At 72.1% G+C, this 24009-nt stretch carries 24 protein-coding genes and 1 tRNA gene; 14 read left to right on the forward strand and 11 right to left on the reverse strand.

Annotated features, from left to right (window positions below; translation table 11 throughout):
• The first annotated feature begins 32 nt into the window (after positions 1–32).
• From AB0H64_RS33180 to AB0H64_RS33215, 8 genes are read left to right on the forward strand one after another with little or no spacing between them, the layout of a single operon-like run.
• A complete protein-coding gene (locus tag AB0H64_RS33180) occupies positions 33–1541 on the forward strand; it encodes a sugar ABC transporter ATP-binding protein (protein WP_357632522.1) in 1509 nt (502 codons plus the stop codon).
• The gene (locus tag AB0H64_RS33185) at positions 1538–2551 is read left to right on the forward strand and encodes an ABC transporter permease (RefSeq protein WP_357632524.1); all 1014 of its coding nucleotides are present in this window, start codon (positions 1538–1540) and stop codon (positions 2549–2551) included. Before AB0H64_RS33180 ends, AB0H64_RS33185 begins: the two co-directional genes overlap by 4 nt.
• Positions 2548–3546, forward strand: coding sequence for a galactofuranose ABC transporter, permease protein YjfF (yjfF, locus tag AB0H64_RS33190; RefSeq protein ID WP_357632525.1), 999 nt, complete (start codon positions 2548–2550; stop codon positions 3544–3546). The genes AB0H64_RS33185 and yjfF overlap by 4 nt, the downstream gene beginning before the upstream one ends.
• Before the next feature lie 42 nt (positions 3547–3588).
• Positions 3589–5238 (forward strand): ribulokinase, encoded by a 1650-nt coding sequence (araB, locus tag AB0H64_RS33195; protein ID WP_357632527.1) that lies wholly within the window; start codon positions 3589–3591, stop codon positions 5236–5238.
• Positions 5235–5894 carry an L-ribulose-5-phosphate 4-epimerase gene (locus AB0H64_RS33200; protein WP_310711679.1) on the forward strand — a complete coding sequence of 220 codons (660 nt, stop codon included), beginning with the start codon at positions 5235–5237 and terminating at the stop codon, positions 5892–5894. The genes araB and AB0H64_RS33200 overlap by 4 nt, the downstream gene beginning before the upstream one ends.
• Entirely contained in the window at positions 5891–7348 is a 1458-nt protein-coding gene (araA, locus tag AB0H64_RS33205) for an L-arabinose isomerase (protein ID WP_357632529.1), read from the forward strand. The genes AB0H64_RS33200 and araA overlap by 4 nt, the downstream gene beginning before the upstream one ends.
• Positions 7348–8577: an FAD-binding protein gene (locus AB0H64_RS33210; RefSeq protein ID WP_357632531.1), complete on the forward strand. Its 1230-nt coding sequence runs from the start codon at positions 7348–7350 to the stop codon at positions 8575–8577. The genes araA and AB0H64_RS33210 overlap by 1 nt, the downstream gene beginning before the upstream one ends.
• Before the next feature lie 56 nt (positions 8578–8633).
• Positions 8634–9026: a DUF3224 domain-containing protein gene (locus AB0H64_RS33215; RefSeq protein WP_357632533.1), complete on the forward strand. Its 393-nt coding sequence runs from the start codon at positions 8634–8636 to the stop codon at positions 9024–9026.
• A gap of 18 nt (positions 9027–9044) precedes the next feature.
• Here AB0H64_RS33215 and AB0H64_RS33220 read toward each other — a convergent pair whose 3' ends face one another.
• Positions 9045–10064: a helix-turn-helix domain-containing protein gene (locus AB0H64_RS33220; protein WP_357632535.1), complete on the reverse strand. Its 1020-nt coding sequence runs from the start codon at positions 10062–10064 to the stop codon at positions 9045–9047.
• Positions 10065–10106: 42 nt separating this feature from the next.
• On the opposite strand from AB0H64_RS33220, the gene AB0H64_RS33225 reads away from it, so the two are divergent.
• From AB0H64_RS33225 to AB0H64_RS33240, 4 genes are all read left to right on the forward strand, one after another.
• Entirely contained in the window at positions 10107–11126 is a 1020-nt protein-coding gene (locus AB0H64_RS33225) for a 3-oxoacyl-[acyl-carrier-protein] synthase III C-terminal domain-containing protein (RefSeq protein WP_357632537.1), read from the forward strand.
• Between the two features lie 32 nt (positions 11127–11158).
• Positions 11159–11701, forward strand: coding sequence for a TIGR03086 family metal-binding protein (locus tag AB0H64_RS33230; protein ID WP_357632539.1), 543 nt, complete (start codon positions 11159–11161; stop codon positions 11699–11701).
• Between the two features lie 153 nt (positions 11702–11854).
• Positions 11855–13381 (forward strand): von Willebrand factor type A domain-containing protein, encoded by a 1527-nt coding sequence (locus tag AB0H64_RS33235; protein WP_357632541.1) that lies wholly within the window; start codon positions 11855–11857, stop codon positions 13379–13381.
• Positions 13382–13470: 89 nt separating this feature from the next.
• Positions 13471–13543 (forward strand) — tRNA-Ala (locus AB0H64_RS33240).
• A 94-nt stretch (positions 13544–13637) separates the two neighbouring features.
• Here AB0H64_RS33240 and AB0H64_RS33245 read toward each other — a convergent pair.
• Genes AB0H64_RS33245 through AB0H64_RS33260 form a run of 4 tightly spaced genes read right to left on the reverse strand, consistent with a single transcriptional unit; the run spans position 13638 to position 16175 of the window.
• Positions 13638–13817, reverse strand: a complete 180-nt coding sequence (locus AB0H64_RS33245; protein WP_357632543.1) for a hypothetical protein — start codon at positions 13815–13817, stop codon at positions 13638–13640.
• A 54-nt stretch (positions 13818–13871) separates the two neighbouring features.
• The gene (locus tag AB0H64_RS33250; RefSeq protein WP_357632544.1) at positions 13872–14309 is read right to left on the reverse strand and encodes a DUF6640 family protein; all 438 of its coding nucleotides are present in this window, start codon (positions 14307–14309) and stop codon (positions 13872–13874) included.
• Positions 14309–15412 carry an FAD-dependent monooxygenase gene (locus tag AB0H64_RS33255; RefSeq protein WP_357632546.1) on the reverse strand — a complete coding sequence of 368 codons (1104 nt, stop codon included), beginning with the start codon at positions 15410–15412 and terminating at the stop codon, positions 14309–14311. The genes AB0H64_RS33250 and AB0H64_RS33255 overlap by 1 nt, the downstream gene beginning before the upstream one ends.
• 19 nt (positions 15413–15431) lie before the next feature.
• Positions 15432–16175, reverse strand: coding sequence for a siderophore-interacting protein (locus AB0H64_RS33260; RefSeq protein ID WP_357632548.1), 744 nt, complete (start codon positions 16173–16175; stop codon positions 15432–15434).
• 200 nt (positions 16176–16375) lie between these two features.
• Between AB0H64_RS33260 and AB0H64_RS33265 the strand changes: the two genes are divergently transcribed.
• Both AB0H64_RS33265 and AB0H64_RS33270 read left to right on the forward strand, forming a co-directional pair.
• Entirely contained in the window at positions 16376–17092 is a 717-nt protein-coding gene (locus tag AB0H64_RS33265; RefSeq protein ID WP_357632550.1) for a TetR/AcrR family transcriptional regulator, read from the forward strand.
• Between the two features lie 40 nt (positions 17093–17132).
• Entirely contained in the window at positions 17133–17897 is a 765-nt protein-coding gene (locus AB0H64_RS33270) for a class I SAM-dependent methyltransferase (RefSeq protein ID WP_357632552.1), read from the forward strand.
• A 223-nt stretch (positions 17898–18120) separates the two neighbouring features.
• Here the strand turns inward: AB0H64_RS33270 and AB0H64_RS33275 are convergent, their stop codons facing one another.
• From AB0H64_RS33275 to AB0H64_RS33300, 6 genes are all read right to left on the reverse strand, one after another.
• Complete coding sequence (locus AB0H64_RS33275; RefSeq protein WP_357632554.1) at positions 18121–19074, reverse strand: discoidin domain-containing protein; 954 nt, start codon at positions 19072–19074, stop codon at positions 18121–18123.
• Between the two features lie 14 nt (positions 19075–19088).
• Positions 19089–20687, reverse strand: a complete 1599-nt coding sequence (locus AB0H64_RS33280) for an alkaline phosphatase D family protein (protein ID WP_357632556.1) — start codon at positions 20685–20687, stop codon at positions 19089–19091.
• A gap of 169 nt (positions 20688–20856) precedes the next feature.
• On the reverse strand, positions 20857–21075 hold the full coding sequence (locus AB0H64_RS33285) for a hypothetical protein (RefSeq protein WP_357632558.1): 219 nt from the start codon (positions 21073–21075) through the stop codon (positions 20857–20859).
• A gap of 41 nt (positions 21076–21116) precedes the next feature.
• The gene (locus AB0H64_RS33290) at positions 21117–22049 is read right to left on the reverse strand and encodes a S26 family signal peptidase (protein WP_357632598.1); all 933 of its coding nucleotides are present in this window, start codon (positions 22047–22049) and stop codon (positions 21117–21119) included.
• 19 nt (positions 22050–22068) lie between these two features.
• Positions 22069–22983, reverse strand: a complete 915-nt coding sequence (locus AB0H64_RS33295; protein WP_357632560.1) for an aldo/keto reductase — start codon at positions 22981–22983, stop codon at positions 22069–22071.
• A 1-nt stretch (position 22984) separates the two neighbouring features.
• Positions 22985–23929, reverse strand: coding sequence for a reductase (locus tag AB0H64_RS33300; protein ID WP_357632562.1), 945 nt, complete (start codon positions 23927–23929; stop codon positions 22985–22987).
• Positions 23930–24009: the final 80 nt, after the last annotated feature.

The raw sequence follows: 24009 nt of genomic DNA on the forward strand, positions 1-24009 counted from the left end.
CGCAGATCACGCGAACAGGAGGGGGCGCCGCGATGGACGTACCCGCTCCGGTCCTGCGGATGAGCGGGATCGGCAAGCAGTTCCCTGGAGTGAGGGCACTCGACGGCGTGGACCTGCGGCTGCTGCCGGGTGAGGTCCACGCGCTCATGGGCGAGAACGGCGCGGGCAAGTCCACGCTGATCAAGGTCCTGACCGGTGTCCACTCCGCCGACACGGGCACGATCGAGCTGGACGGCCGGACCGTGTCCTTCGCCGGTCCGCTGGAGGCCCAGCAGGCCGGCATCAGCACCGTCTACCAGGAGGTCAACCTCTGCGCCAACCTGTCGGTGGCGGAGAACATCTTCATCGGCCGCGAGCCGCGCCGCCGCGGCCGCATCGACTGGAAGCGGATGCGGACCCGCGCCGCCGAGCTGCTGAGGCGGCTGGAGCTGGACGTGGACGTCTCCGCGCCGCTGTCGTCGTACTCCCTGGCGCTGCAGCAGATGGTGGCCATCGCCCGCGCGATCGACGTCGAGGCCCGGGTGCTCATCCTCGACGAGCCCACCTCCAGCCTCGACGCGGGCGAGGTCGGGCAGCTCTTCCGGGTGATGCGGCGGCTCAAGGAGGAGGGCATCGCCATCCTCTTCGTCTCCCACTTCCTCGACCAGATCTACGAGATCTCCGACCGGATGACGGTCCTGCGCAACGGCCGGCTCGTCGGCGAGTACCTCACCAGCGAGCTCAGCCAGGTCGGGCTCGTGGCCAAGATGATCGGCCAGGAGCTGGCCGAGCTGGAGCGGCTGCACGGCGAGGCCAGGACCTTCGACCGGCCGCTGGTCGAGGCCCGCGAGCTGGGCCGGACCGGCGCCGTCGAGCCGTTCACCCTCACCATCCACGAGGGCGAGGTCGTCGGCCTGGCCGGGCTGCTCGGCTCCGGCCGTACCGAGATCGCCCGGCTGCTGTTCGGCGCCGACCACGCGACCAGCGGCGAGGTGGCGGTCGGCGGCGCGCCCGCGGCGCTGCGCACGCCCCGCGCGGCCATGGCGCACCGCATCGCGTTCTGCTCCGAGAACCGCAAGCAGGACGGCCTCATCCCCGACCTCACGGTCCGCGAGAACATCATCCTCGCCCTCCAGGCCACCCGCGGCTGGACCCGGCCGGTGCCCCGCGACCAGCAGGACGAGCTGGTGAGCCGGTACATCAAGGCGCTCAAGATCAGCCCGCCCAACCCCGACCACCTCGTGCGCGACCTCAGCGGCGGCAACCAGCAGAAGGTGGTGCTCGCCCGCTGGCTCATCCTGGAGCCGCGCCTGCTCATCCTCGACGAGCCCACCCGCGGCATCGACGTGGGCGCCAAGGCCGAGATCCAGCGGCTCGTCGCCGAGCTGTCCGGCGGCGGCATGGCCGTGCTGTTCATCTCCGCCGAGCTGGAGGAGGTGCTGCGGCTCAGCCACCGGGTCGGCGTGCTGCGCGACCGCAGGCTGGTGGCCGACCTGCCCAACGACGACACCCTCACCACGGACGTGCTCATGGAGACCATCGCGAGCGGGGGACGGGCATGAGACGACTCCTCTGGCCACTGCTGGTCCTGGTGGCGCTGCTGGCCGTCAACCTCTTCTTCACCCCGTCCTTCTTCTCCGTCGAGATGAAGGAGGGGCACCTCTACGGCAGCCTCATCGACATCCTGCGCTTCGGCGCCCCCCTCATCCTCGTCTCCCTCGGCATGACGCTGGTCATCGCCACCGGAGGCATCGACCTGTCGGTCGGCTCCGTGGTGGCGATCTCCGGCGCGCTGGCGTGCCTGCAGATCAGCGACGACGCCGGGGTGTTCACCGCCGTGGTGCTGGCGCTCGGGCTGTGCCTGCTGCTCGGCGCGTGGAACGGCTTCCTGGTGGCCGTCGTGGGCATCCAGCCGATCATCGCCACGCTGATCCTCATGGTCGCCGGGCGCGGTCTGGCCCAGCTCATCACCGACGGCCAGATCATCACGGTCAACGCCCCGTCCTACAAGCTCATCGGCGGCGGCTACCTGCTGACCGTGCCGTTCGGCATCCTGCTCGTGCTCGTGGTGCTCGGCGTCATGGCGTTCCTGACCCGCCGGCTGGCGCTCGGCATGCTCATCGAGTCGGTCGGCGGCAACGCCGAGGCCAGCCGGCTCGCGGGCATCCGCTCGCGCGGGATCGTCCTCACGGTGTACGCGGTCGCCGCGCTCTGCGCGGGCGTCGCCGGGCTCATGATCAGCTCGAACGTGTCCAGCGCCGACGGCAACAACGCGGGCCTGTGGATCGAGCTGGACGCCATCCTCGCGGTGGTGATCGGCGGCACCTCGCTGGCGGGCGGCCGGTTCTCGCTGGGCGGCACCGTGCTGGGCGCGCTCATCATCCAGACGCTGACGACCACGATCTACTCGGTGGGCGTGCCGCCGGAGACCACGCTGCTGTTCAAGGCGCTCGTGGTGACGGCCGTCTGCCTGGTCCAGTCGCCGAAGTTCCGCGACAAGGTGTTCCGCCGATCCGGACCCGCGGCCCCGCCGCGACCGGCGGCCGAGGAGAAGGTGCGGGTGACGGCATGACGACGGCCATCCTCGATCGGGTGCGCGACCGGGGCCGGTCCGTCCCGGCCAAGTACGTGCCGGTCCTCGTGACCGCCGGGCTGTTCGTGGCGATGTTCGTGGCGGGCGGTATCCGCTACGAGGGGTTCGCCAGCGGGCAGGTGATCCTCAACGTCTTCATCGACAACGCCTTCCTCCTGGTGGTCGCGGTCGGCATGACGTTCGTCATCCTGACCGGCGGCATCGACCTGTCGGTGGGGTCGGTCGTCGCGCTGTCCACGATGATCTCGGCCAGCCTCATGGCCGGGCCCGGCTGGCCGCCGTACCTGGTGGTGCCGCTGGTGCTGCTCATCGGGTCGGCGCTGGGGCTGGTGATGGGCTACATCGTGCACGCCTTCGACATCCAGCCGTTCATCGTGACGCTGGCCGGCATGTTCCTGGCCCGGGGCCTGTGCTACACGATCGGCACCGACTCGATCCCCATCGAGGACCCGACGTTCACCGCCTTCGCGCAGACCAGGATCGACCTGTTCGCCGACCTGTGGATCTCGCCGAGCGTGGTGATCGCGGCCGTGGTGGTGCTGGTGGCGGCGTATGTGCTGCACTACACCCGGCTCGGCCGCACGGTCTACGCCACCGGCGGCAACGAGCAGTCGGCCCTGCTCATGGGACTGCCGGTGGGGCGGACCAAAATCGCGGTCTACACGATCAGCGGGTTCTGCTCGGCGCTCGGCGGGGTGCTGCTGTCGTTCTACATGCTCTCCGGGTACGGCCTGCATGCCGTCGGCATGGAGCTCGACGCCATCGCGGCCGTCGTCATCGGCGGCACCCTGCTGACCGGAGGGTCCGGGTTCCTGCTGGGCACCGTGCTCGGCGTGCTGGTGCTGGGCCTGATCCAGACCGTGATCAGCTTCGAGGGCACGCTGAGCTCCTGGTGGACCAAAATCTTCATCGGGTTGCTGCTGTTCGTGTTCATCCTGCTGCAGCGTCTATTCTCGGCGCGGCGCCGTACCTGACCGTTCGTGCGGCGTCTGCCGTACCCGACTGTGGGAGTGTGTGTGAGCGTTAACAATGACCGCTATGTGATCGGCGTCGATTTCGGCACTTTGTCGGGACGCGCCGTGGTGGTGCGCGTCGGGGACGGCGCCGAGCTGGGCACGGCCGTCCACGAGTACGCCCATCGCGTCATCGAGGAGCGGCTGCCCGGCGGCGACGTGCGGCTCGGGCCCGACTGGGCCCTGCAGTCGCCGCACGACTGGCTGGACGTGCTGAGGACCGCGGTGCCCGAGGCCGTGGCCGCCGCCGGCGTCGACCCGGCCCAGGTCATCGGCATCGGCACGGACTTCACCGCCTGCACCGTGCTGCCGGCCACCGCCGCGGGCACACCGCTCTGCTTCGAGACGCCCGAGCGGCCGCACGCCTGGCCCAAGCTGTGGAAGCACCACGCCGCCCAGTCCCACGCCGACCGCATCAACGCCCTGGCCGCCGAGCGCGGCGAGACGTGGCTGCCCCGGTACGGCGGCAAGATCTCCTCCGAGTGGGAGTTCGCCAAGGGCCTGCAGGTCCTGGAGGAGGACCCCGAGGTGTACGCGCGGGCCGAGCGCTGGATCGAGGCCGCGGACTGGATCGTCTGGCAGCTCACCGGCGTCGAGACCCGCAACGTCTGCACCGCCGGCTACAAGGGCATCTACCAGGATGGCGCCTACCCGTCCGAGGAGTTCCTGGCCGCGCTCAACCCCGGCTTCGCCGGCTTCACCGCCAAGCTGGGCCACGACATCTCCCCTCTCGGCGGGCTCGCCGGCCGGCTGACCGCCGAGGCGGCCGCCTGGACCAAGCTGCCCGAGGGCATCGCCGTCTCGGTCGGCAACGTCGACGCGCATGTCACCTCCGCCGCGGCCGACGCCGTCCGGCCCGGTCAGATGGTCGCCATCATGGGCACCTCCACCTGCCACGTCATGCCCTCCGACCAGCTCGCCGAGGTGCCGGGCATGTGCGGCGTGGTCCGCGACGGCATCGTGCCCGGCCTGTGGGGCTACGAGGCCGGCCAGTCGGGCGTCGGCGACATCTTCGCCTGGTTCATCGACAACTCCGTGCCCGCCTCCTACGCGCGCGCGGCCGAGGAGCGCGGCCAGACGGTCCACGCGTACCTGACCGAGCTGGCCGCCGCCCAGGAGGTCGGCCGGCACGGCCTGGTCGCGCTCGACTGGCACAACGGCAACCGGTCGGTGCTGGTGGACCACAACCTGTCGGGCGTGATCGTCGGCCAGACGCTCGCCACCCGGCCCGAGGACGTCTATCGAGCGCTCATCGAGGCCACCGCCTTCGGCGCCCGCGTCATCGTCGAGACGTTCGAGGCGTCCGGCGTGCCGGTCGAGGAGTTCGTGGCGGCGGGCGGCCTGCTGAAGAACAGCTTCCTCATGCAGGTCTACGCCGACGTGCTGCGCCGCCCGATCTCGGTGATCGGCTCGGAGCAGGGACCGGCGCTCGGTTCGGCCATCCATGCGGCCGTCGCCGCCGGCGCGTACGCCGACATCGAGCAGGCCGCGGCCGCCATGGGCACGCGCCGCGAGAACGTCTACGTGCCCGACGAGGGCCGGGCCGACGCCTACGACAAGCTCTACGCCGAATACCGCACACTGCACGACTACTTCGGGGACGGACGCATGCTGCACACCCTGCGGAAGATCAGGAACGAGGCCGGCGCATGATCCAGCGCATGAGGAGAACGGTCAGCGACCTGCACGCCGAGCTCGTACGCAACAACCTCGTCGCGTGGACCGCCGGCAACGTCTCCGGCCGCATCCCCGGCGAGGAGCTGTTCGTCATCAAGCCGTCCGGCGTGAGCTACGACGAGCTGGGTCCGGAGAACATGGTCCTGTGCGACCTCGACGGCAACCTCGTCGAGGGCGACCACTCGCCCTCCAGCGACACCGCCGCGCACGCCTACGTCTACCGCAACATGCCCGAGGTCGGCGGTGTGGTCCACACCCACTCCACCTACGCCACCGCGTGGGCCGCCCGCGGCGAGGCCATCCCCTGCGTGCTCACCGCGATGGCCGACGAGTTCGGCGGCGAGATCCCGGTCGGGCCGTTCGCCCTGATCGGCGACGACTCCATCGGCCAGGGCATCGTCGAGACCCTCAAGGGCCACCGCTCGCCCGCCGTGCTCATGCGCAGCCACGGCGTCTTCACCATCGGCAAGGACCCCAAGGCCGCGGTGAAGGCCGCCGTCATGTGCGAGGACGTCGCCCGCACGGTGCACGTCGCCCGCCAGCTCGGCGAGCCGCTGACCATCGCGCAGGACGACATCGACCGCCTGTACGACCGCTACCAGAACGTCTATGGACAGAGGAGCCCGCGTTGACCATCTGGTTTCTGACCGGCAGCCAGGGACTGTACGGAGAGGACACGCTTCAGCAGGTCGCCGAGCAGTCCCGGCGCATCGCCGAGGCCCTGCCGGTGCCCGTGGAGTGGAAGCCCGTGCTCACGGACGCCGCGTCCATCCGGCGCGTGATGCTGGAGGCGAGCGCCGACGACTCGTGCGCCGGTGTCATCGCCTGGATGCACACGTTCTCACCGGCCAAGATGTGGATCGCCGGCCTGGACGCGCTGCGCAAGCCGCTGCTCCACCTGCACACGCAGGCCAACGTGGAGCTGCCGTGGAGCTCCATCGACATGGACTTCATGAACCTCAACCAGGCCGCGCACGGCGACCGTGAGTTCGGCCACATCCAGACGCGGCTGGGCGTCGCCCGCAAGACCGTCGCCGGGCACGTCAGCGACCCGCGGGTCGGCGAGCGCATCCAGGCGTGGGCACGGGCCGCGAACGGCCTGGCCGAGGTGCGCACCCTCAAGCTGGCCCGCTTCGGCGACAACATGCGCGACGTGGCCGTCACCGAGGGCGACAAGGTCGAGGCGCAGCTCCGCTTCGGCGTCTCCGTCAACACCTACGGCGTCAACGACCTGGTCGAGGCCGTGGACGCGGCCTCCGACGCCGACGTGAACGCGCTGGTCAAGGAGTACGAGGAGCTCTACCACGTGGCGCCCGTGCTGCTCGGCGAGCGCCGGGAGTCGCTGCGCTACGCCGCCCGGATCGAGCTGGGCCTGCGCCGCTTCCTGGAGGACGGCGGGTTCAAGGCGTTCACCACGAACTTCGAGGACCTCGGCGCGCTGCGGCAGCTTCCCGGCCTGGCCGTGCAGCGGCTCATGGCCGAGGGTTACGGCTTCGGCGGCGAGGGTGACTGGAAGACCTCGGTGCTGCTGCGCACGCTCAAGGCCATGGCGCCCGGCGGCGGCACCTCGTTCATGGAGGACTACACCTACCACCTGGCGCCCGGCGAGGAGCTGATCCTCGGCGCGCACATGCTGGAGGTCTGCCCCTCGATCGCCGCCGACACCCCGTCGTGCGAGATCCACCCGCTGGGCATCGGCGGCCGCGAGGACCCGGTCCGGCTGGTGTTCGACGCGGCCCCCGGCCCGGGTGTCGTCGTGGGCCTGGCCGACATGGGCGACCGGTTCCGGCTCGTGGCCAACGAGATCGACATCGTCTCCCCGTCCGAGCCGCTGCCCGCGCTGCCGGTGGCTCGCGCAGTCTGGCGGCCCCGGCCGGACTTCCGCACCAGCACCGAGTCGTGGCTGACGGCCGGCGCGCCGCACCACACCGTGCTGTCCACGGCCGTCGGCGCAGAGGAGCTGACGGACTTCTCCGACATGCTGGGCGTGGAGCTCCTCGTCATCGACGCCGAGACCACGACCCGGCAGTTCGCCAAGGAGCTGCGCTGGAACCAGGCGTACTACCGGCTGTCGCAGGGCTTCTGATGACGGCGGGGACGACCGCCGGGCCGACCAACTGGGCGGGCAACGTCGCCTTCCGCGCGCCGGAGGTGCGGCGGCCCGCCACGCTGGAGGAGCTCCGGCGGCTCGTCGCCGGCAGTCCCCAGGTGCGGGCGCTCGGCAGCGGCCACTCGTTCAACGACGTCGCCGACACACCGGGCGAGCTGGTGTCGCTGGACCGCATGCCGGACACGCTGGAGATCCACACCGGGCCGGACGGCGCGGCGCGGGTGCGGGTCGGCGCGGGCACGACCTACGCGCGGCTCGCGGCCGAGCTGCACGCGCGCGGGTTGGCGCTGGCCGCCATGGCGTCCCTGCCGCACATCTCGGTGGCCGGGTCGGTGGCGACCGGCACGCACGGCTCGGGCGACGGCAACCGCAGCCTCTCGGCCGCGGTGTCCGGGCTGGAGCTGGTCACGGCCGACGGCTCGCTGGTCTCGCTGGAACGCGGCGACGACGACTTCCCGGGCGCGGTGGTCGCGCTCGGGGCGCTCGGCGTGGTCACGACGCTCACGCTCGACCTGGTGCCGGCCTTCGAGCTGCGCCAGTACGTCCGTGAGGACCTGCCCCGCGACGCCCCGTTCGACGAGGTCATGGCCGGCGGCTACAGCGTCAGCCAGTTCACCGACTGGAGCTCCACCCGGGTGTGGCTCAAGCGGCTCACCGAGCTGCCCGACGGCGACTGGCTCGGCACCCGGGCGGCGGGCGGCCCGCGTCACCCGGTGCCGGGCATGCCCCCGGACAGCTGCACCGGGCAGCTCGGCGTGCCGGGGCCCTGGCACGAGCGGCTGCCGCACTTCCGGGCAGACGCGCCGCCGAGCAACGCCGGCGACGAGCTGCAGTCGGAGTTCGCGATGCCGCGGGAGCGGGCGGCCGAGGCGCTGGCCGCCCTGTACGCCGTCGGCGACCGGGTGCGGCCCGCGCTGCGGATCTCGGAGGTGCGCACGGTCGCGGCCGACGACCTGTGGCTGAGCCCGTTCCACGGGCGTGACAGCGTCGCCGTCCACTTCACCTGGATCAAGGACTGGGACGCCGTGCTCCCGGCGCTCCGGCTGGTGGAGGAGACGCTGGCGCCGTTCGACCCCCGGCCGCACTGGGGCAAGCTGTTCACCCGGTGGCCGGAGCCGTCGGAGCGCTTCGGCGCGCTCGTGCGGGCGTACGACCCGGAGGGCAAGTTCGGCAACGACTTCCTCAGACGGGTGCTGGGGGAGTGAGCTTTCGCCGGTCGTACCTGACATGAGCTGACAGGTACGACCGGCATCCTGGCGCCATGACGGCACACGGGACCTTCGAGACCGCCGGCTGGAATCCCCAGCCGCCCTTCTCCGAGCAGGACGGCGTCTCGCTCGCCCGGATCACGCTCACCAAGACCTTCCACGGCGACCTCGAAGGCACCTCGACCGTCACCATGCTCGCCACGGCGACCGAGGTCGAGGACTCGCGCGCCTACGTGGCGGTCGAGCGGATCGAGGGCACGCTCGGCGGGCGCAAGGGCGGCTTCGTCGTCCAGCACACCGCGGTCAGCGAACGGGGAGTGCCGTCGCTGCGCGTCGCCGTCGTCCCCGACTCGGGCACGGGGGAGCTGCGCGGCATCCGGGGCGAGATGGCCGTCCACGTCGCGCCGGACGGCTCCCACTCCTACACCTTCGACTACCGGCTCTGAGCTCCCGCGCCGCCGAGGTCACCTCGCTGTGGCGCCTGACGACATGGCGTCCGGGCCGGTCCGGGTGGTGAAGGCGCGACGGTAGGCCGACGGGGACGTGCGCATCGTCCGGGAGAAGTGCTGGCGGAACGTCACGGGGCTGTCGAACCCGACCGCCGCCCCGATCTCCTCCACCGGCGCGGCCGTGCCCTCCAGCAGGGGCAGGCTGGCCGCCACCCGCTGGGAGATCACCCACTTGAGCGGCGTCGTGCCGGTGCGCCGCCGGAAGTGCCGCAGGAACGAGCGCTCCGACATGTGCGCCACCCGCGCCAGGTCGGCCACGCTGATCGGCCGGGCCAGGTCGGCCAGCGCCCACTCCATCGCCCGCGCCACCGCGCCGTCGTCCTCCAGCGGACGTATCGGGGCCTCGATGAACTGCGCCTGCCCGCCCTCCCGGTGCGGCGCGACGACGAGGCGGCGCGCCACCGCGTTGGCGATCCCCGGGCCGTGGTCGGCGCGCACCAGGTGCAGCAGGAGGTCGAGGCCCGCGGCGCTGCCCGCGCTGGTCAGCACGTCGCCCCCGTCCACGTACAGGACCGAGGCGTTGACCCGCACCTCGGGGAAGCGCCGCTGGAGCAGGTCGGCGTACTGCCAGTGGGTGGCCGCCTCGCGCCCGTCCAGCAGGCCCGCCGCCGCCAGCGCGAACGCGCCCGAGCAGATCGACACCAGCCGCGCCCCGCGCCCGTGCGCCCTCCGCAGCGCCTCGACCAGCCCCTGCGAGACCGGCCCCCGCACGTCGGGCACGCCCGGCACGATCACCGTGTCGGCCGTGGCCAGCACGTCCAGCCCGTGTGCCGTCTGGACGGTGAACCCGCCGACCGCGCGCAGCGGCTGCGTCGTCTCGGCGCAGACCCTCAGGTCGTACCAGGGCACCCCGAGCTCCGGCCTGGACAGCCCGAAGATCTCCACGGCGCAGCCCAGCTCGAACGGCCCCATCCCGTCGAACGCCAGCACCGCCACGGTCGGCAAAGAAGGGGTGAGCGAGACCGGGATCGGCATGGGCGCATGTTAGCCCGCCCTCCAGAGCGGGAGAAACAGTGCATGCACATATCGGGGGTCCACACCGTTCTTCCTGATCACCGCTACGACCAGGCGGAGATCACCGAGGCGTTCTCCCGGTTGACCGAGGCCGACCGGGACCTCCTGGAACACTTTCAGAGCGCCACCGGCGTCCAGAGCCGTAACCTCGCCCTCGCGCTGGAGGACTACGGCAAGCTCGACTCCTTCACCCGCGCCAACGAGACGCACACCGAGATCGCGCTCGACCTCGCCGAGCGGGCCGTCCTCGGCGCCCTCACCAAGGCCGGGCTCTCCCCGGACAAGGTCGACCACCTGGTGTTCTGCTCCAGCACGGGCCTGGCCACCCCGTCGCTCGACGCCCTGCTGGTCCAGCGCGCCGGGTTGCGCGACGACGTCAAACGGGTGCCGGTGTTCGGGCTCGGCTGCGCGGCCGGGGCGGCCGGCCTGGCCCGGCTCAACGACTACCTGCGCGGCTGGCCCGGCCACGTCGCGCTGCTCGTCTGCGCGGAGCTGTGCTCCCTGACCCTCCAGCGCGACGACACCTCCGTCGCCAACCTGCTGGCCGGCGCCCTGTTCGGCGACGGCGCCGCGGCGGTCGTGGCGACGGGGCACGGGGCGGGACCGGAGGTGGTGACCACCCGCAGCAAGCTGTACCCGGGCACCGGGCACCTCATGGGCTGGGAGATCGGCCGGCACGGCTTCCGCGTCGTCCTGGACGACGGGCTCGCCGGCTTCGTCCAGCAGGTGCTGGGCGGCGACGTCAAGGCGTTCCTCGCCGACAACGGCCTGACCCCCGACCAGGTCGGCACCTGGATCTGCCACCCTGGCGGTCCCAAGGTCATCGAGACGATGGTGGAGGTGCTCGGGGTGCCTCCGTCCGCGTTCGCGGTCACCCGGGAGTCGCTGCGGGAGCACGGCAACCTGTCGTCGGTGTCGGTGCTGGACGTCCTCCAGCGGACGCGCGGCCGGCCGGGGCAGTCCGGGCTGCTGATGGCCGTGGGGCCCGGTTTCTCGGCGGAGCTGCTCCTGCTGCACTGGTGATCACGCCGCTCCGGCGCTGGCATGCTGGGGTCATGAACGAGACACTGCCGTTGATGGAGCGCGCCGCGGGTCGTACGGCCGACCTGGTGGAGAGCCTCGGCGAGGAGCAGCTCACGCTGCCGACGCCGTGCGCCGAGTTCGACGTCCGGGGAGTGATCGCGCACCTGGAGTGGGGGGCGTCGCTGTTCGAGTCGCTGGCCTCCGGCGGGCCCATGATCCCGCAGGGCGAGTACACCGGCGACTTCCGGGCGCGGGCCGAGCGGATGCTGGCCGTCTGGCGCCGGCCGGAGGCGTGGGAGGGCGTCAGCGCCGGCATGGGGCTGCCCATGACCACGCTCGCCGCGATGTCCCTGTGCGACCTCGTCGTCCACGGCTGGGACCTGGCCGTGGCGACCGGCAGGCCGTACGAGGTGGACGAGGAGGAGGCGGAGCGGCTGCTCGCGTTCGTCGCGGACATGGCGCCGATGGGGCGCAAGATGGGCGCGTTCGGCGAGCCGGTGGAGGTGCCCGCGGACGCCTCCACCCTGGAGCGCGCCCTGGGCGAGCTCGGCCGCGACCCCTCGTGGAAGCCGTGAGGGCCTGACTCCTCGCCGGGGCAGTCGAAGGTGAAATGGGTGAGCCGGGGTGATCCCGGCGGTCACGCCCCGGTCGCGGTTCGCGCTCGCTTGGATCACTCGCCGGGCCACGCGGCGACGGGGAACCGTCGATAGGCGTGGAGGTGGTTCGCAGTGAGATTTCGACCTTTAGCAGCGGGCGCCGTACTTGTCGCATTGCTCGCGCTCGCGGCCTGCGGGGGCGGGCCGGGGGGCACGGCCGGCGACTCCGCCCAGCGCGCCCCCAAGCCCGAGTCCGGCCTGCCGGCCCAGCCCCGGCCCACCCTTCGCCCTACCGGCTCCGACGCCGGCTCCGACGCCGGCAGGGCGACCGACCGGAAGGGCGAGGCCCGGCGCGACGCGGCGGAGGCCCAGATCTCGACGTTCGCCCTGGACGTCGACACCGCCTCGTACGCCTACGCCCGCCGCACCCTGAGCGAGGGGCGCCGGCCCGAGCCGGCCCGGATCCGGCCTGAGGAGTTCGTCAACGCCTTCGGCCAGGACGACTACGCCGAGCCGACCGGCGACGGGTTCACCGTCCACGTCGACGGCGCGCGCATGCCCGGCTCCGACACCGCGGTCGTCCGGGTGGGCCTGCGCACCCGCGGGTCCGACGCCGCCTCGCGCCGCCCCGCCGACCTCACGTTCGTGGTCGACGTCTCCGGGTCGATGGCCGAGCCCGGCCGCCTCGACCTGGTCAAGCAGGCTCTGCACACGCTGATCGACCAGCTCGCGGCCGGCGACCGGGTGGCGGTCGTGGCGTTCAGCGACACCGCCGAGACCGTCGTCCCGATGACGCCGCTCACGGCTCGGCCGGAGCTGCACGCCGCCGTGGACCGGCTGGCCGTCCAGGGCGGCACGAACCTGGAGGCCGGGCTGGTGACCGGCTACCAGCAGGCGGCCGGGGCGTTCCGCGCCGCCGCCACCAACCGCGTCGTCCTGCTGTCCGACGGGCTGGCCAACCAGGGCGCCACCGCCTGGCAGGCCATCCTGGACCGGGTCAAGGAGTACGCGGGCCGGCAGGTCACGCTCCTCACCGTCGGCGTCGGCAGGGAGTACGGCGACGAGCTCATGGAGCAGCTCGCCGACAACGGCGACGGCGCCGCCGTGTACGTCAGCACCCGGGAGGAGGCCGAGAAGGTCTTCGCCGCCCGCCTGCCCGCCACCATCGAGCTGCGCGCCCGCGACGCCAAGGCGCAGGTCGTCTTCAACCCGTCGGTCGTGGAGAGCCAGCGGCTGCTCGGCTACGACAACCGGGCCATGTCCGCCGAAGAGTTCCGCGACGACGACCGTGACGGCGGCGAGATCGGCCCCGGCCACGCGGTGACCGCCCTCTACAGCGTGCGGCTGAAGCCGGGCGCCACGGGCCAGCTCGCCCAGGCGACCGTCCGCTGGCAGGACCCCGACACGCGCGCCCCCGCGGAGGCGAGCCGGGCGGTGGACGTGGCCGCGCTGGCCCCGTCGATCTGGGAGAAGGCGCCGCTCCGGCTCCAGGTGGACGTGACGGCCGCCGCCTTCGCCCTGTACCTGCGCGACAGGGAGGCGTTCGGGCTCGACCTGCCGGTGCTGGGCGAGCACGCCAGGCGGCTGGCCGAGGCGGCGGAGGACCCGATGGTGGGCGAGCTGGCCCGCCTCATCGACCAGGCCCGTACCGTCGGCTGACCGCCGCCCGTCCCCTCGACGGGTGGTTCCCCGGGCCGCCGGCCGTGCGCGGCGGCCCGGGGAGTCCGATACACTGGTGCACGCACCGCGGGGCTATAGCGCAGTTGGTAGCGCGCCTCCATGGCATGGAGGAGGTCTGGGGTTCGAATCCCCATAGCTCCACCCCGGACTGTTCACGAGATCCCGCCCGATCACCTCGATCGCGCGGGATCTCGTCGTTTCCGGCCCACGCCACTCGATCCGTGCGAGGTCTCCGTCAGCGCGGCGCGACGTGGCCGATGGGCCAGCCGTCGGTCCCGGCGATGAGCGAGCAGCCCAGGAAACAGGCGTCTCTGTCCGTGCTGACGCAGTTGGCCGCGGCGATGAACACGTTGTTCGGGTGCCACCGGAATACGGCGGAAACGGGCCTGGCACTCGGCGCGTAGCTCCAGCTCATACTCAGCCCGTCGCCTTCCCCTACGCCCCCGGCCGGCACATCAGGACCCTCGGCTCATGACCGGGGGGTGGAGTCCACGGGCATGCGCAGTGTCGCCGCTGTCGCGACGAGCAGGGCCAGGAGCAGGACGATCGCCATGAGGACCTGCCCGTGCAGGCCGAGGACGAAGACAGTCCGGTCGGCGAACTCCGGGTCGTAGGTGGCGGTGCCGGGGAACAGGAGCGCACCGATCATGCCGAGCCACGGGGTGGCCAGGATGGCGGCGGCGTGCAGCAGCGTGTTTCGACCTGACCGTAGCGCGAGGACCAGGCCGGTGAGGCCGAGGAGCACTGTCATCACCATGTATTGGGCGTCGTGGAATTTGGCGTGGGGTGGCCAGGCCGGGTTGAAGGCGTGCTGTGCCGCCAGGTCGGGGATGACGAGGTCGGCGAGCACGGCGCCGACTGTCGTGATCGCTGCGACGGCGATGATCAGGATTCGGGGGAGGGGCATCAGATCGTCCAGGTATAGGTGGGGGTGAGTGAGCGGTCGAAGAGCACGTTCGGGAGGAGAGGAAGGACTGCGTCTCGCAGAGTGGTCATCGGCGTGGAGGTCCAGTGCGCGGCGGCTCCGGCCTGGCGGGAACGGCGGACGATCAGTTGGGTGCGCGGTCTGCGGGCGCGGTCGTAGGCTTCCAGCCCCGCGCGTACGCCGAGGGTGTCCACCGCGTGCGCGAGCGTGACCGCGTCCTCGAGCGCCTGGCAGGCGCCCTGCCCCAGGTTGGGGGTCATGGCGTGGGCCGCGTCGCCGAGGACGGCGACGTTTCCGGAAACGTACGTGGGCAGCGTCGGCAGTTCGTAGGTGTCGTGTTGCAGCACCGCCTCCTCTTGCGTGGAGTCGAGCAGCGCGGGGATGGGATGGTGCCAGCGTGCGAAGCGTTCGCGCAGCTCATCCAGGCCGACGTGGGAGCCGGCCGGGGCGTTGGCCATCACGTAGCAGTAGATGCGGCCGTCGGGCATCGGCACGTGTCCGAACCGTTCGCCCCTGCCCCACGTTTCCGCGCTCCCCGCGACGGGCTGGGGTGGGGCGATGAGACGCCAGGTGGTGTAGCCGACGTAGCGCGGGCCGGGGAGATGGGGCCAGAGGGAGCGCCGGGTCACGCTGTGCACGCCGTCGGCGCCCACCACGAGATCCGCGGTGGAGGTGCCGCCGCTGTGGCGGACCGTGCCGTCGGGCTGCACGTGCTGTACGTCGATGGCGGGCCGCAGAGCCTCGGGCGGCACGGCTGCTCTCAGCAGGTCGACCAGGGCGGCTCGGTGCACGGTCACCCACGGGCCGAAGCGGCGCTTGAGGCTGTCGACGTCGTTGCGGACCAGCCAGTCCCCGCGGCTGCTGCGGATGCCCGCGGGCGGGTCGGCCGGCCCACCGACGCGCAGACGGTCGCCCAGGCCGAGGGCGTCCAGCGCGCGCAGGCCGTTGGGCTGGATGGTCAGGCCGGCGCCCACCTCGGTGAAGTCAGCAGCGCGTTCGAGGACTTCCACCTGCAGGCCACGCTGGTGAAAGGCGACGGCCGCGGCGAGTCCGCCGATACCGCCTCCTACGATGATCACTTTCATGTGCACGTCTCCCTGACGGCTAGTGCAGGCCCCGCTTGCCCGGGGTCCAGAACGGTTTGGTCTTGATCGAGGTCCGTGGCCAGTTGCGCTCGCGCATGAGGAAGTCGCGCACCAGCCGGCAGGTTCTGGCCTCGCCTGCCACGTAGGCGGCGCCGGCGTTGCCCGGCAGGTCCAGTTCCGCCACGGCCGCGAGCAGCACCCGGGAGGCGATGGCGGGGGCGCCGTGGCGGTGGACGCGGCGCAGCGGCGGCGCCCCGGGCATGGGCAGGTCGTGCTCAGGGGTCTCGCTCTCCAGGACGCCGAACACCTCGGCTGAGGCTCCCAACGCTCTGATCATCGGGCCGAAGGCGGCGCTGGCGGTCTCCTCTCCGATGAACACGTGATAGGCCGCCTCGCGGGTGAAGAAGTCGCCTTGCGGCCACCAGAAGGTCACCCGTTCCCCGGGCCGGGCCGCCCGCGCCCACCTCAGGCCGATGCCGTCGCCCGCATACAGATGGACGCGCAGTTCGATCGCCGTCCTGCCGGGGTCGAGGTCCCAGATCGTGTAGGTGCGCAGCGTCTCGGACGGACGCAGGATGCCCGACACCGACAGCGGGTCCTTCAGCTCGATCCTGATGTGCTGGCCGGGGGCGTAGGGGAAGGCGACGGGCTGGTCGGTTTCCAGCCGGATCTGGCGCATGGCGGGGGTGACCTGCTCGGCGACGGTGACGGTCGCCTCCACGGCGTACTTGCCGAACAGGCGGTCGCGCAGTGTGCGGGCCATGTCAGGACTCCTTGCGCCGCCGGACGTGGGCAGATCTGGACATCCGCCACCACACGGCCGCCACCAGCGCCACCACCGCGACCAGGATCCACAGAATCTCCACGGGCCTCCTTATGGCCTCTAGGTTTCTTAGAGCCATTAAGGAAACATAGATGCCTTAAGATGTCAATGGCGGCCGAGGAACGACGCGAGGGGTGACGATGTCCGCACACACCAGCAGACGACAGAGGCTGCGCCAGGCCACCCTGGAGGAGATCCACGCGGCCGCGCGCAAGCTGCTGGACGAGCAGGGATCGGCTGCGGTGACCATCAACGCGGTCGCCCGGCAGGTCGGCATGAGCGGCCCGGCCCTCTACCACTACTACGCCAGCCACGACGAGCTGGTCGGCGCGGTGACCGCCGACTTCTTCCGCGAACTGGCCGCCGCGATGGAGCAGGCCCGCGACGCCCACGCCGGCGCGCCGATCGGCGAGCGAATGCTGGCCGTCTGCCGCGCCATGCGTGCCTGGGCCATCGCCCACCCGGCCGAGTTCGGCTGGATCTTCGCCAGCCCGATCACCCCGCCGAACCGACGGCCGGACTCGGTGCGCCACCAGGCCGCTCTGCGGTTCGAGCAGGTCCTACTCGACCTGACGGTCGAGCTGTGGCAGACACGGCCGTTCCCGGTGCCGGACCTGGCCGGCCTGCCCGCGTCCCTGCGCGAGCAGTTGACCGCCTACTCTGCCGTCATCGACGGACGGCTGCCGCCCGAGGCCGCCCACGTCTTCCTGTCGTACTGGATCAGGCTGTACGGGCTGCTGTGCATGGAAGTCCTGCGCCAACTGGACTTCGCCTACACCGACATGGAGCCCGTCTTCGAAGAGTGCCTGCGCGACCTGGCCGCCGCCCTCGGCCTCGACGGCCACGCGGCGGCATGACGCCCGAGGTCGGATCCGTGTCGCCTCACACTGGGCCAGAATGGCCCGCATGCCTGCCATGCCCGAAGATCACGTCGAGACCGCACATCCCTCCACGTCCAACGTCTACGACATGATCGCTGAGGGGTACGCGGCCGAGAACGAGACGAGCCTCCCGAACGCGTACTACGAGCGGCCCGCGATGCTGGAGCTCGCCGGAGACGTGACCGGCCGGCGGATCCTCGACGCCGGCTGCGGCTCGGGTCCCCTGTTCTCCGCGCTGCGCGATCGAGGCGCCATCGTGACCGGCATCGACGCGAGTGCCGGGATGCTGGAGCTGGCCCGACGGCGGCTGGGCCCCGACGCGGATCTGCGGGTCGCCGACCTGGCCGGCCCGCTGCCCTTTCCCGACGGCGCGTTCGACGACGTCATCGCGTCCCTGGTGCTGCACTACCTGGAAGACTGGGGACCGACACTGGCCGAGCTGCGACGCGTGCTGAGGCCTGGCGGCCGGCTCCTCGTCTCGGTCGACCATCCTTTCGTGATCCCCCTCACGCGTCACATGGCCGGGGAGAAGCCCAACTATTTCGGAACCCGTAACCGGATCGAGAAATGGACCATGGGTGGGCAGACCGCCCAGATGAGCTTCTGGGACCGGCCGCTGCACGCGATGACCGAGGCCTTCACCGCGGCCGGCTTTCGCATCAGCGTCATCAGCGAACCGCCGTTCGTGCCGGAGGCCCGCGAACTGTTCCCCGAGGAGCTCCGCGAGATCACCGGCACGAGGTTCCTGGGCTTCCTGTTCTTCGTTCTGGAAGCCGGCTGACGGCGCCTCGTAACGATCCATTGTGGTGACTGAGCGTTTCAGCGGGCAGCGCTCAATCACAGATGGTGACGAACCAGAGTCGCTCCGTCGTCGGCCGCGCGCCCGGCGAGCGCGAGCGCCCGATCGGCGTTGGCGGCGCGGTCTCCACCCGCGCACGGTCCGACGGGGCGGTCCGACGGGCTTACGACGTCGCCCGCCCCGATGTTCCCGGCCGCGGGTCCCGTCAGTAGGCCTCCACCTCGATGACCCGGCTGAAGTCGTTGGCGCCGTTGGAGGCCCGGGTGAGGACGCGGACCGCGTCCGCCGTGACCGGGGCGAAGTCGGAGCGGACCACGCCCGAGGTGTTGCCCCGCACCTCCGCCACCGTCTGCCACTGCCCGCCGGTCCGGACCTGGACGTCCCAGTCGCGCAGGCCGTACGTCGAGGCGGGGTAGCGGGCGGTGTCGAGGGTGTACACGTCCACCCGCGACAGGGTCCTCTCCTGGCCGAGCGCGATGTCCAGGGTGTCCGGCCAGGTCCTGGAGGTGGCGTCGTTCCAGCCGTTGCCGCCCGCCCAGCCGTCGGAGCTGCGGTCGCCGTCCACGACGCTGCACGCGGGGTAGTTGCCGCCGGTGTGGGCCGACGACGCGGTCACGGTGCGGCGCAGCGCCACGTTGCCGCCGTTGTCCAGGGAGGCGAGGGCCACGACGGTGATCGGCACCGTCAGGGTTTCCGAGCCGGTCCGCAGCGTGAGCGGGTACTCCCCGAGCGGCGCGTCGGGCGGGATGCCGATGAGCAGCTTGGCGCCGAGCTCGTAGCCCGCGGGCAGGTAGCTGGAGATCATCGGCCGGGAGGCGGTCAGCGGCGGCTTGATCTCGGCGAACAGGTCGGCGTAGACGGCCTTGCCGCCGCCGTTGCGCAGACCGGCCTCGATCCACGGCGCGCAGGCCGGGTCGACGCCTGCGGGCACCTGGAGGCGCTCCGCGCCGGCGACGGGCGTGATCCGGCCCGTGCGCCCGCGGTCGCGGGAGGGCCGCAGGTGGACCTGCGGCTCGGGCTGGGACTGCGGGGCCAGCGCCGGCTCGGGGGTGCGCACGGCCGGCTCCGGGGGTTCGCCCGCGTCGGCCACGGCCGCCACCACGGGGCTGGACAGGAGCCCGAGCGCGAGGATCCCGGCGGCCAGTCGGTGTCTGTTCACGGTCATCTCCTTCCTCACGCCACGTTCAGGCCGGGCCGGCCGTCGACGGTGACGAAACTGGCCCTGGTCTCCACCGGCGCGCCGGGCCGGTCGATGTAGGGGACCACCCGGTAGTCGGTGCGCCAGGTGTCCGGGGTCACCTCGCAGGTCACGTAGCCGCGCTGGTAGCCGGAGAACCTGATGTGCGGGTTGACCGGGTCCGAGCCGCCGGCGGGCACGCCGGTCGAGGCGTTGCCGTTGCCGCCGCTGGTGACGGAGGTGCAGACCAGCTCGACGCCGATCGTGGGGGAGGCGGGGTCGTTGAAGTCGGCCTTGAGCTCGCCGGCGAGGTTGTAGTGGATGTCGCCGGTGAGCACGACCGGGTTGGACACGCCGCGCTCGACGATGCCGTTGAGGACGCGGTCCTTGGCGGACTTGTAGCCGTCCCACAGGTCCATGCTGAGCTTCTGCGCCGGTCCGGGGTCGAAGTCGAGCTGGCACAGGGCGATCTGCTGGGCGAGGACGTTCCACTTGGCGGGCGAGCGGCCGAGGCTGTCGAGCAGCCACTTCTCCTGCTCGTCGCCGAGCATGGTGCGGGAGGGGTCGAGGCGTTCGGCGCAGTCGATCTGCTGCCCGTCGCCGCACACCTGGTCGGATCGGTACTGGCGGGTGTCGAGCACGTTGAACCGGGCCAGCCGGCCGAAGTCGAACCGCCGGTAGAGCCGGCTGTCGGGCCCGTCGGGGAGCTGCGGCAACCGCAGGGGCAGGTTCTCCCAGAAGGCGCGGTAGGCGTTGGCCCTGATCACCAGGAAGTCCTGCTCGGTGACGTTGCCGCCGGGGCCGACGTCGCCGGCGTAGTTGTCCATCACCTCGTGGTCGTCCCAGGTGACGATCCAGGGGGCCGCGTGGTGGGCCGCCTGCAGGTCCGGGTCGCTCTTGTAGAGGCCGTACTGGATGCGGTAGCGGTCGAGGGTGTCGCACTGGACGCGGAAGGGGTCCGGCACGGGCGTGTTCCGGCGGCCGCCTGTGGGCACGATGCCGTACTCGTAGATGTAGTCGCCGAGGTGGAAGACCACGTCGGGGTTCTCCGCGGCGAGGTGCCGGTAGGCGGTGTAGAAGCCGTCGGGCCACGACGCGCACGACGCGAACGCGAACTTGAGCCGGTCGGCGGTGACGGGCGCGGTCCTGGTACGGCCGACCGGGCTGATCTCGCCGCCGGTTCTGAACCGGTAGAAGTAGTCGCGTCCCGGTTTGAGCCCGCGCACGTCCACGTGCACGGAGTGGCCGTACTCCGGCGTCGCCCAGGCGTCGCCGTGCCGGACGCGGCGCTTGAACTGGTCGTCCTCGGCCACCTCCCAGGCGACGCGAATGCGGGTGTACGGCATGCCGCCGAGCGGTTCGAGCGGGCGGGAGGCGAGGCGGGTCCAGAGCACGACGCTGTCGGGCAGCGGATCTCCCGAGGCGACGCCGAGCTGGAAGGGGTAGTCGGCCGAACGGGAGACGGTGGACTCCGCCGTCCACGGGTCGGCCAGTCGGGTGGTGAACGCCAGCGCGAACGCGGCGCCGGACAGGCCGAGGAAGCCTCGGCGGGAACGGTCGAGAAGGTGGCCGGCGAGCCGCCGATCGTCGTCCATGCGTCTCCCAAGGGGGGAGGGCGGGAGAGGGGTCTCCCACGGGGGGTGGAACGGGAGTCGATCTGCTGAAGCTCACAATTCTTAGCAAGAGTCATGTGGTTTTAACTAGATCTTGCGTTAACTTCTCGGATGAACTAACAGTGAAAGGTGGGAGAAGGAGAAGGCCGGATCAGCCGATCCCGGCGTCCTCGCGGTAGCCGCCGGCCTGCGCCTCGAACAGGTGGGCGCACCGGCCGGACAGAGCCGTGAGGGCGTTGTGCGAGCCGCGTTCGACGATGCGGCCGTCGCCGGGCACCACGATCAGGTCCGCGTCGCGGACCGCGCCGAGCCGGTGCGAGACGAGCAGGCTGGTGCTGCCGGTGTGGTGCTCGCGCAGCCGCCGGTGCACCTCGTACGGACGACGTGACCGGCCCGCGCCGGCAGCCTCGTCTAGAGGTCGGCCCCGCCCAACCGGCGCAGCGCGACCCCCAGCAACCGGTCGGCGTGGTAGAAGCCGCGCTGCCGGGAGTCGAAGCTGCGCTCGTTGTCGCCGTAGACCACGAGCGAGCCGGCGGGCACCCGGTCCACGCCCTCCACCGGCACCTCGGGCGGCACGGGGTCGCCGGGTAAGGCCACGGCCCGCTTGATGTTCCAGCGCCGGCCGTCCGGCCCGGGCGGGCCGGGCAGGATCCGCCCGGTGGGGTCCGGCGTCGGCTCCAGCACCACGACGTCGTCCCTGGACACCTGGTCCAACCGCCGCCGCCGCACCAGGATGCGGTCGCCGTCGTTGAGCGTCGGGGCCATGCTGACCCCTTCGACGGTGACCACCACGTAACGCCGGCGGGCCAGCAGAACTCCCGCGACCACCACGGCAACACCGGCGAGCAATCCGCCGTTGATCAGCTTCATCGCGCTCTTCCCTGGTCGGGCCAGAAGATCGATCTTTGTCAGGAACGATCTCCGTTGGTACGCGACGCTGTCAACCGCTGAAGGGAGGAGCTCGACAGGGCCGGTCCGGAGCCCGAGGTCAGGTGGGCCAGGAGCGCGCCCGCGGCCGGGTTGGCGGGGGCGGGGGGAGCGGCCTGCCAGCACCACGGTCCTGGGCGGGTCGGGCTGGCGGATGCGCACGCTCGGCAGGCCGGCCCACTCGGCCACCTGCCGCGGGACGATGGCCACGCCGATGCCGGCCCGTACCAGGTCGGCCAGCAGCCGCATCTGGGTGACCTCGCAGGTGATGCGGCGGTGCAGGCCGCATCCGGCGGCCAGGCGGTGCACGCTGGTCTCCAGCCCGGTGCCCGCGCGGAAGTCCACGAACGGCTCGGCTACCAGGTCCGAGAGCAGCATGCGCCCGGCGCCCGCCAGCCGGTGCTCGGGCGAGGTCATCAGCACCCACGCCGGATCGTCAGGCGAGGGTGAGGCGGGAGAGCTCGGCGGAGGTCAGGGTGAGGGCCGCGGCGGCGGCCGAGTCGCGGATCGTCTCCGGGCGGCTGGCGCCCGGGATGGGGATGATCGCCGGGGAGCGGGCCAGGAGCCACGCGAGGGCGACGCGCTGCGGGCTGACTCCGCGCCCGGCCGCGATCTCGTGGAACGCGGCGAACGGCGGCGCGGGCCGCTCCTGACGGGAGGGGCCCTCAAGGGAGCTGCGCGACAGGCCGCCGAGCGGGCTCCACGGCAGGAACGCGAGCCCGAGGCGTTCGCACAGCTCCAGCTCGGGCTCGCTGTCGCGGACCGCCGGGGAGTAGCGGTTCTGGACGGAGACCAGGCCGTCGCCGAGGATGTCGCGGGCCTCCAGGATCTGGTCCGTGTCCACGTTGGACAGCCCGGCCATGCGGATCTTGCCCTCGTCGAGGAGGTCGCGCAGCGCGCCGACGGAGTCGGCCCACGGGACGTCCGGGTCCGGCTTGTGGAGCTGGTAGAGGCCGAGGGTCTGCACGCCGAGCCGCCGCAGCGACCCCTCGCAGGCCCGTCTGAGGTGCTCCGGCGTGCCGGTCACGGTCCAGGAGCCGTCCCCGGGCCGGCCGCGGCCGCCCTTGGTGGCGACGAGCACGCGGTCGCGGTCGCCGCCGTAGGAGGCGAGGGCGCGGGCGATCAGCTCCTCGTTGTGGCCGGTCTCGCCTGCGTGCCAGTGGTAGGAGTCGGCCGTGTCGATGAGCGTGACGCCCGCGTCGAGGGCGGCGTGGATCGTCGCCACCGCCCGCGCCTCGCCGGGGCGGCCCTCGATGGACAGGGGCATGGCGCCGAGGCCGATCGCGCCGACGTCCGTGTGGCCGAGGCGGCGGCTCGGCGTCGCGGTGGCGGGTGGAGAGCTCGTGCTCATGTCAGGCCGCCTTCAGGTCGTGGAGGGTCGTGGCGACGGCCTCGGGAAGCCAGTCGGCGGTGGTCGTGAACCCGAAGCCGAGCCGGGAGGCCAGCCCGTTGTCCATGGCGTAGTGGCGGTCGAAGGAGAACGGCGACGCCTCCTCGCCGGCGCCCACCACGCGGTACACCGGCGTCCGGCCGGTCCGGGTCGCGACGGCGTCGCACAGCTCGGTCACGCCGAGCGGCCCGTGGGAGCAGGCGTTGAGCGCTCCGGTGTGGTCCGTGGACGCCGCCCAGGACAGCAGCCCGGCCATCTCCTCGTCGTTGGTGAAGGAGGTGCGGAACGGGTCGCGGTGGACCGCGATCGGCCGGCCGGCGAGAACCCGCTCGGCGTAGTGCCGGAGCCGGCCGGTGAAGTCGTGCGCCCGTAGGCCGAGCACGTGGGCGGCGCGCACCGCGAGGAACGCGAACGGGCTCTCCCGGGCCAGCACCGCCTCGGCCCGCCGCTTGTCCTCGGCGTACCGGACGGCCTCGGCGGGCAGCCGGGAGCCGGCGGGCGCCGCCGGACCACCGTCCGCCGGCCACGAGGACGGGTCCAGCGACCTCTCCGGCACCAGGACGCCGGGCGGGGCGGGGGTGAGGAGGCCGGACGTGGCGGGGTCGTACACCTCCATCGTGGAGGTCATGACGTACCGCGGCGTGCGCCCCCCGAAGACCCGCCGCGCGATCGCCGCCTGCGGCGGCGTGTAGCAGACCTGGTCCACCACCACGTCGAACGTCCGCGCCCCGAGGGCGGCGCGCAGCCCCTCCTCGTCGTCGCGGTCGGCGACGACGTGCGCGACTCCCGGAGGCGGCGGGGCCGAGCCGCGGTTGACCACCGTGACGGCGGCGCCCGCGTCGCGGAGCCGTTCGACGAGGCGCAGTCCGAAGTAACGGCTGCCGCCGATGACGCATACGCTCTTCACGGCACCGAGCCTGCCGGGACGCGGCGGTGAGCAGAAGTGCCGATCCGCTTACGAGGCCGTTAGGAGAACTGTTGATCGAC

The organism is Nonomuraea sp. NPDC050733 (genome assembly GCF_040654215.1).
In the GTDB taxonomy this organism is placed as follows: Bacteria; Actinomycetota; Actinomycetes; order Streptosporangiales; family Streptosporangiaceae; genus Nonomuraea.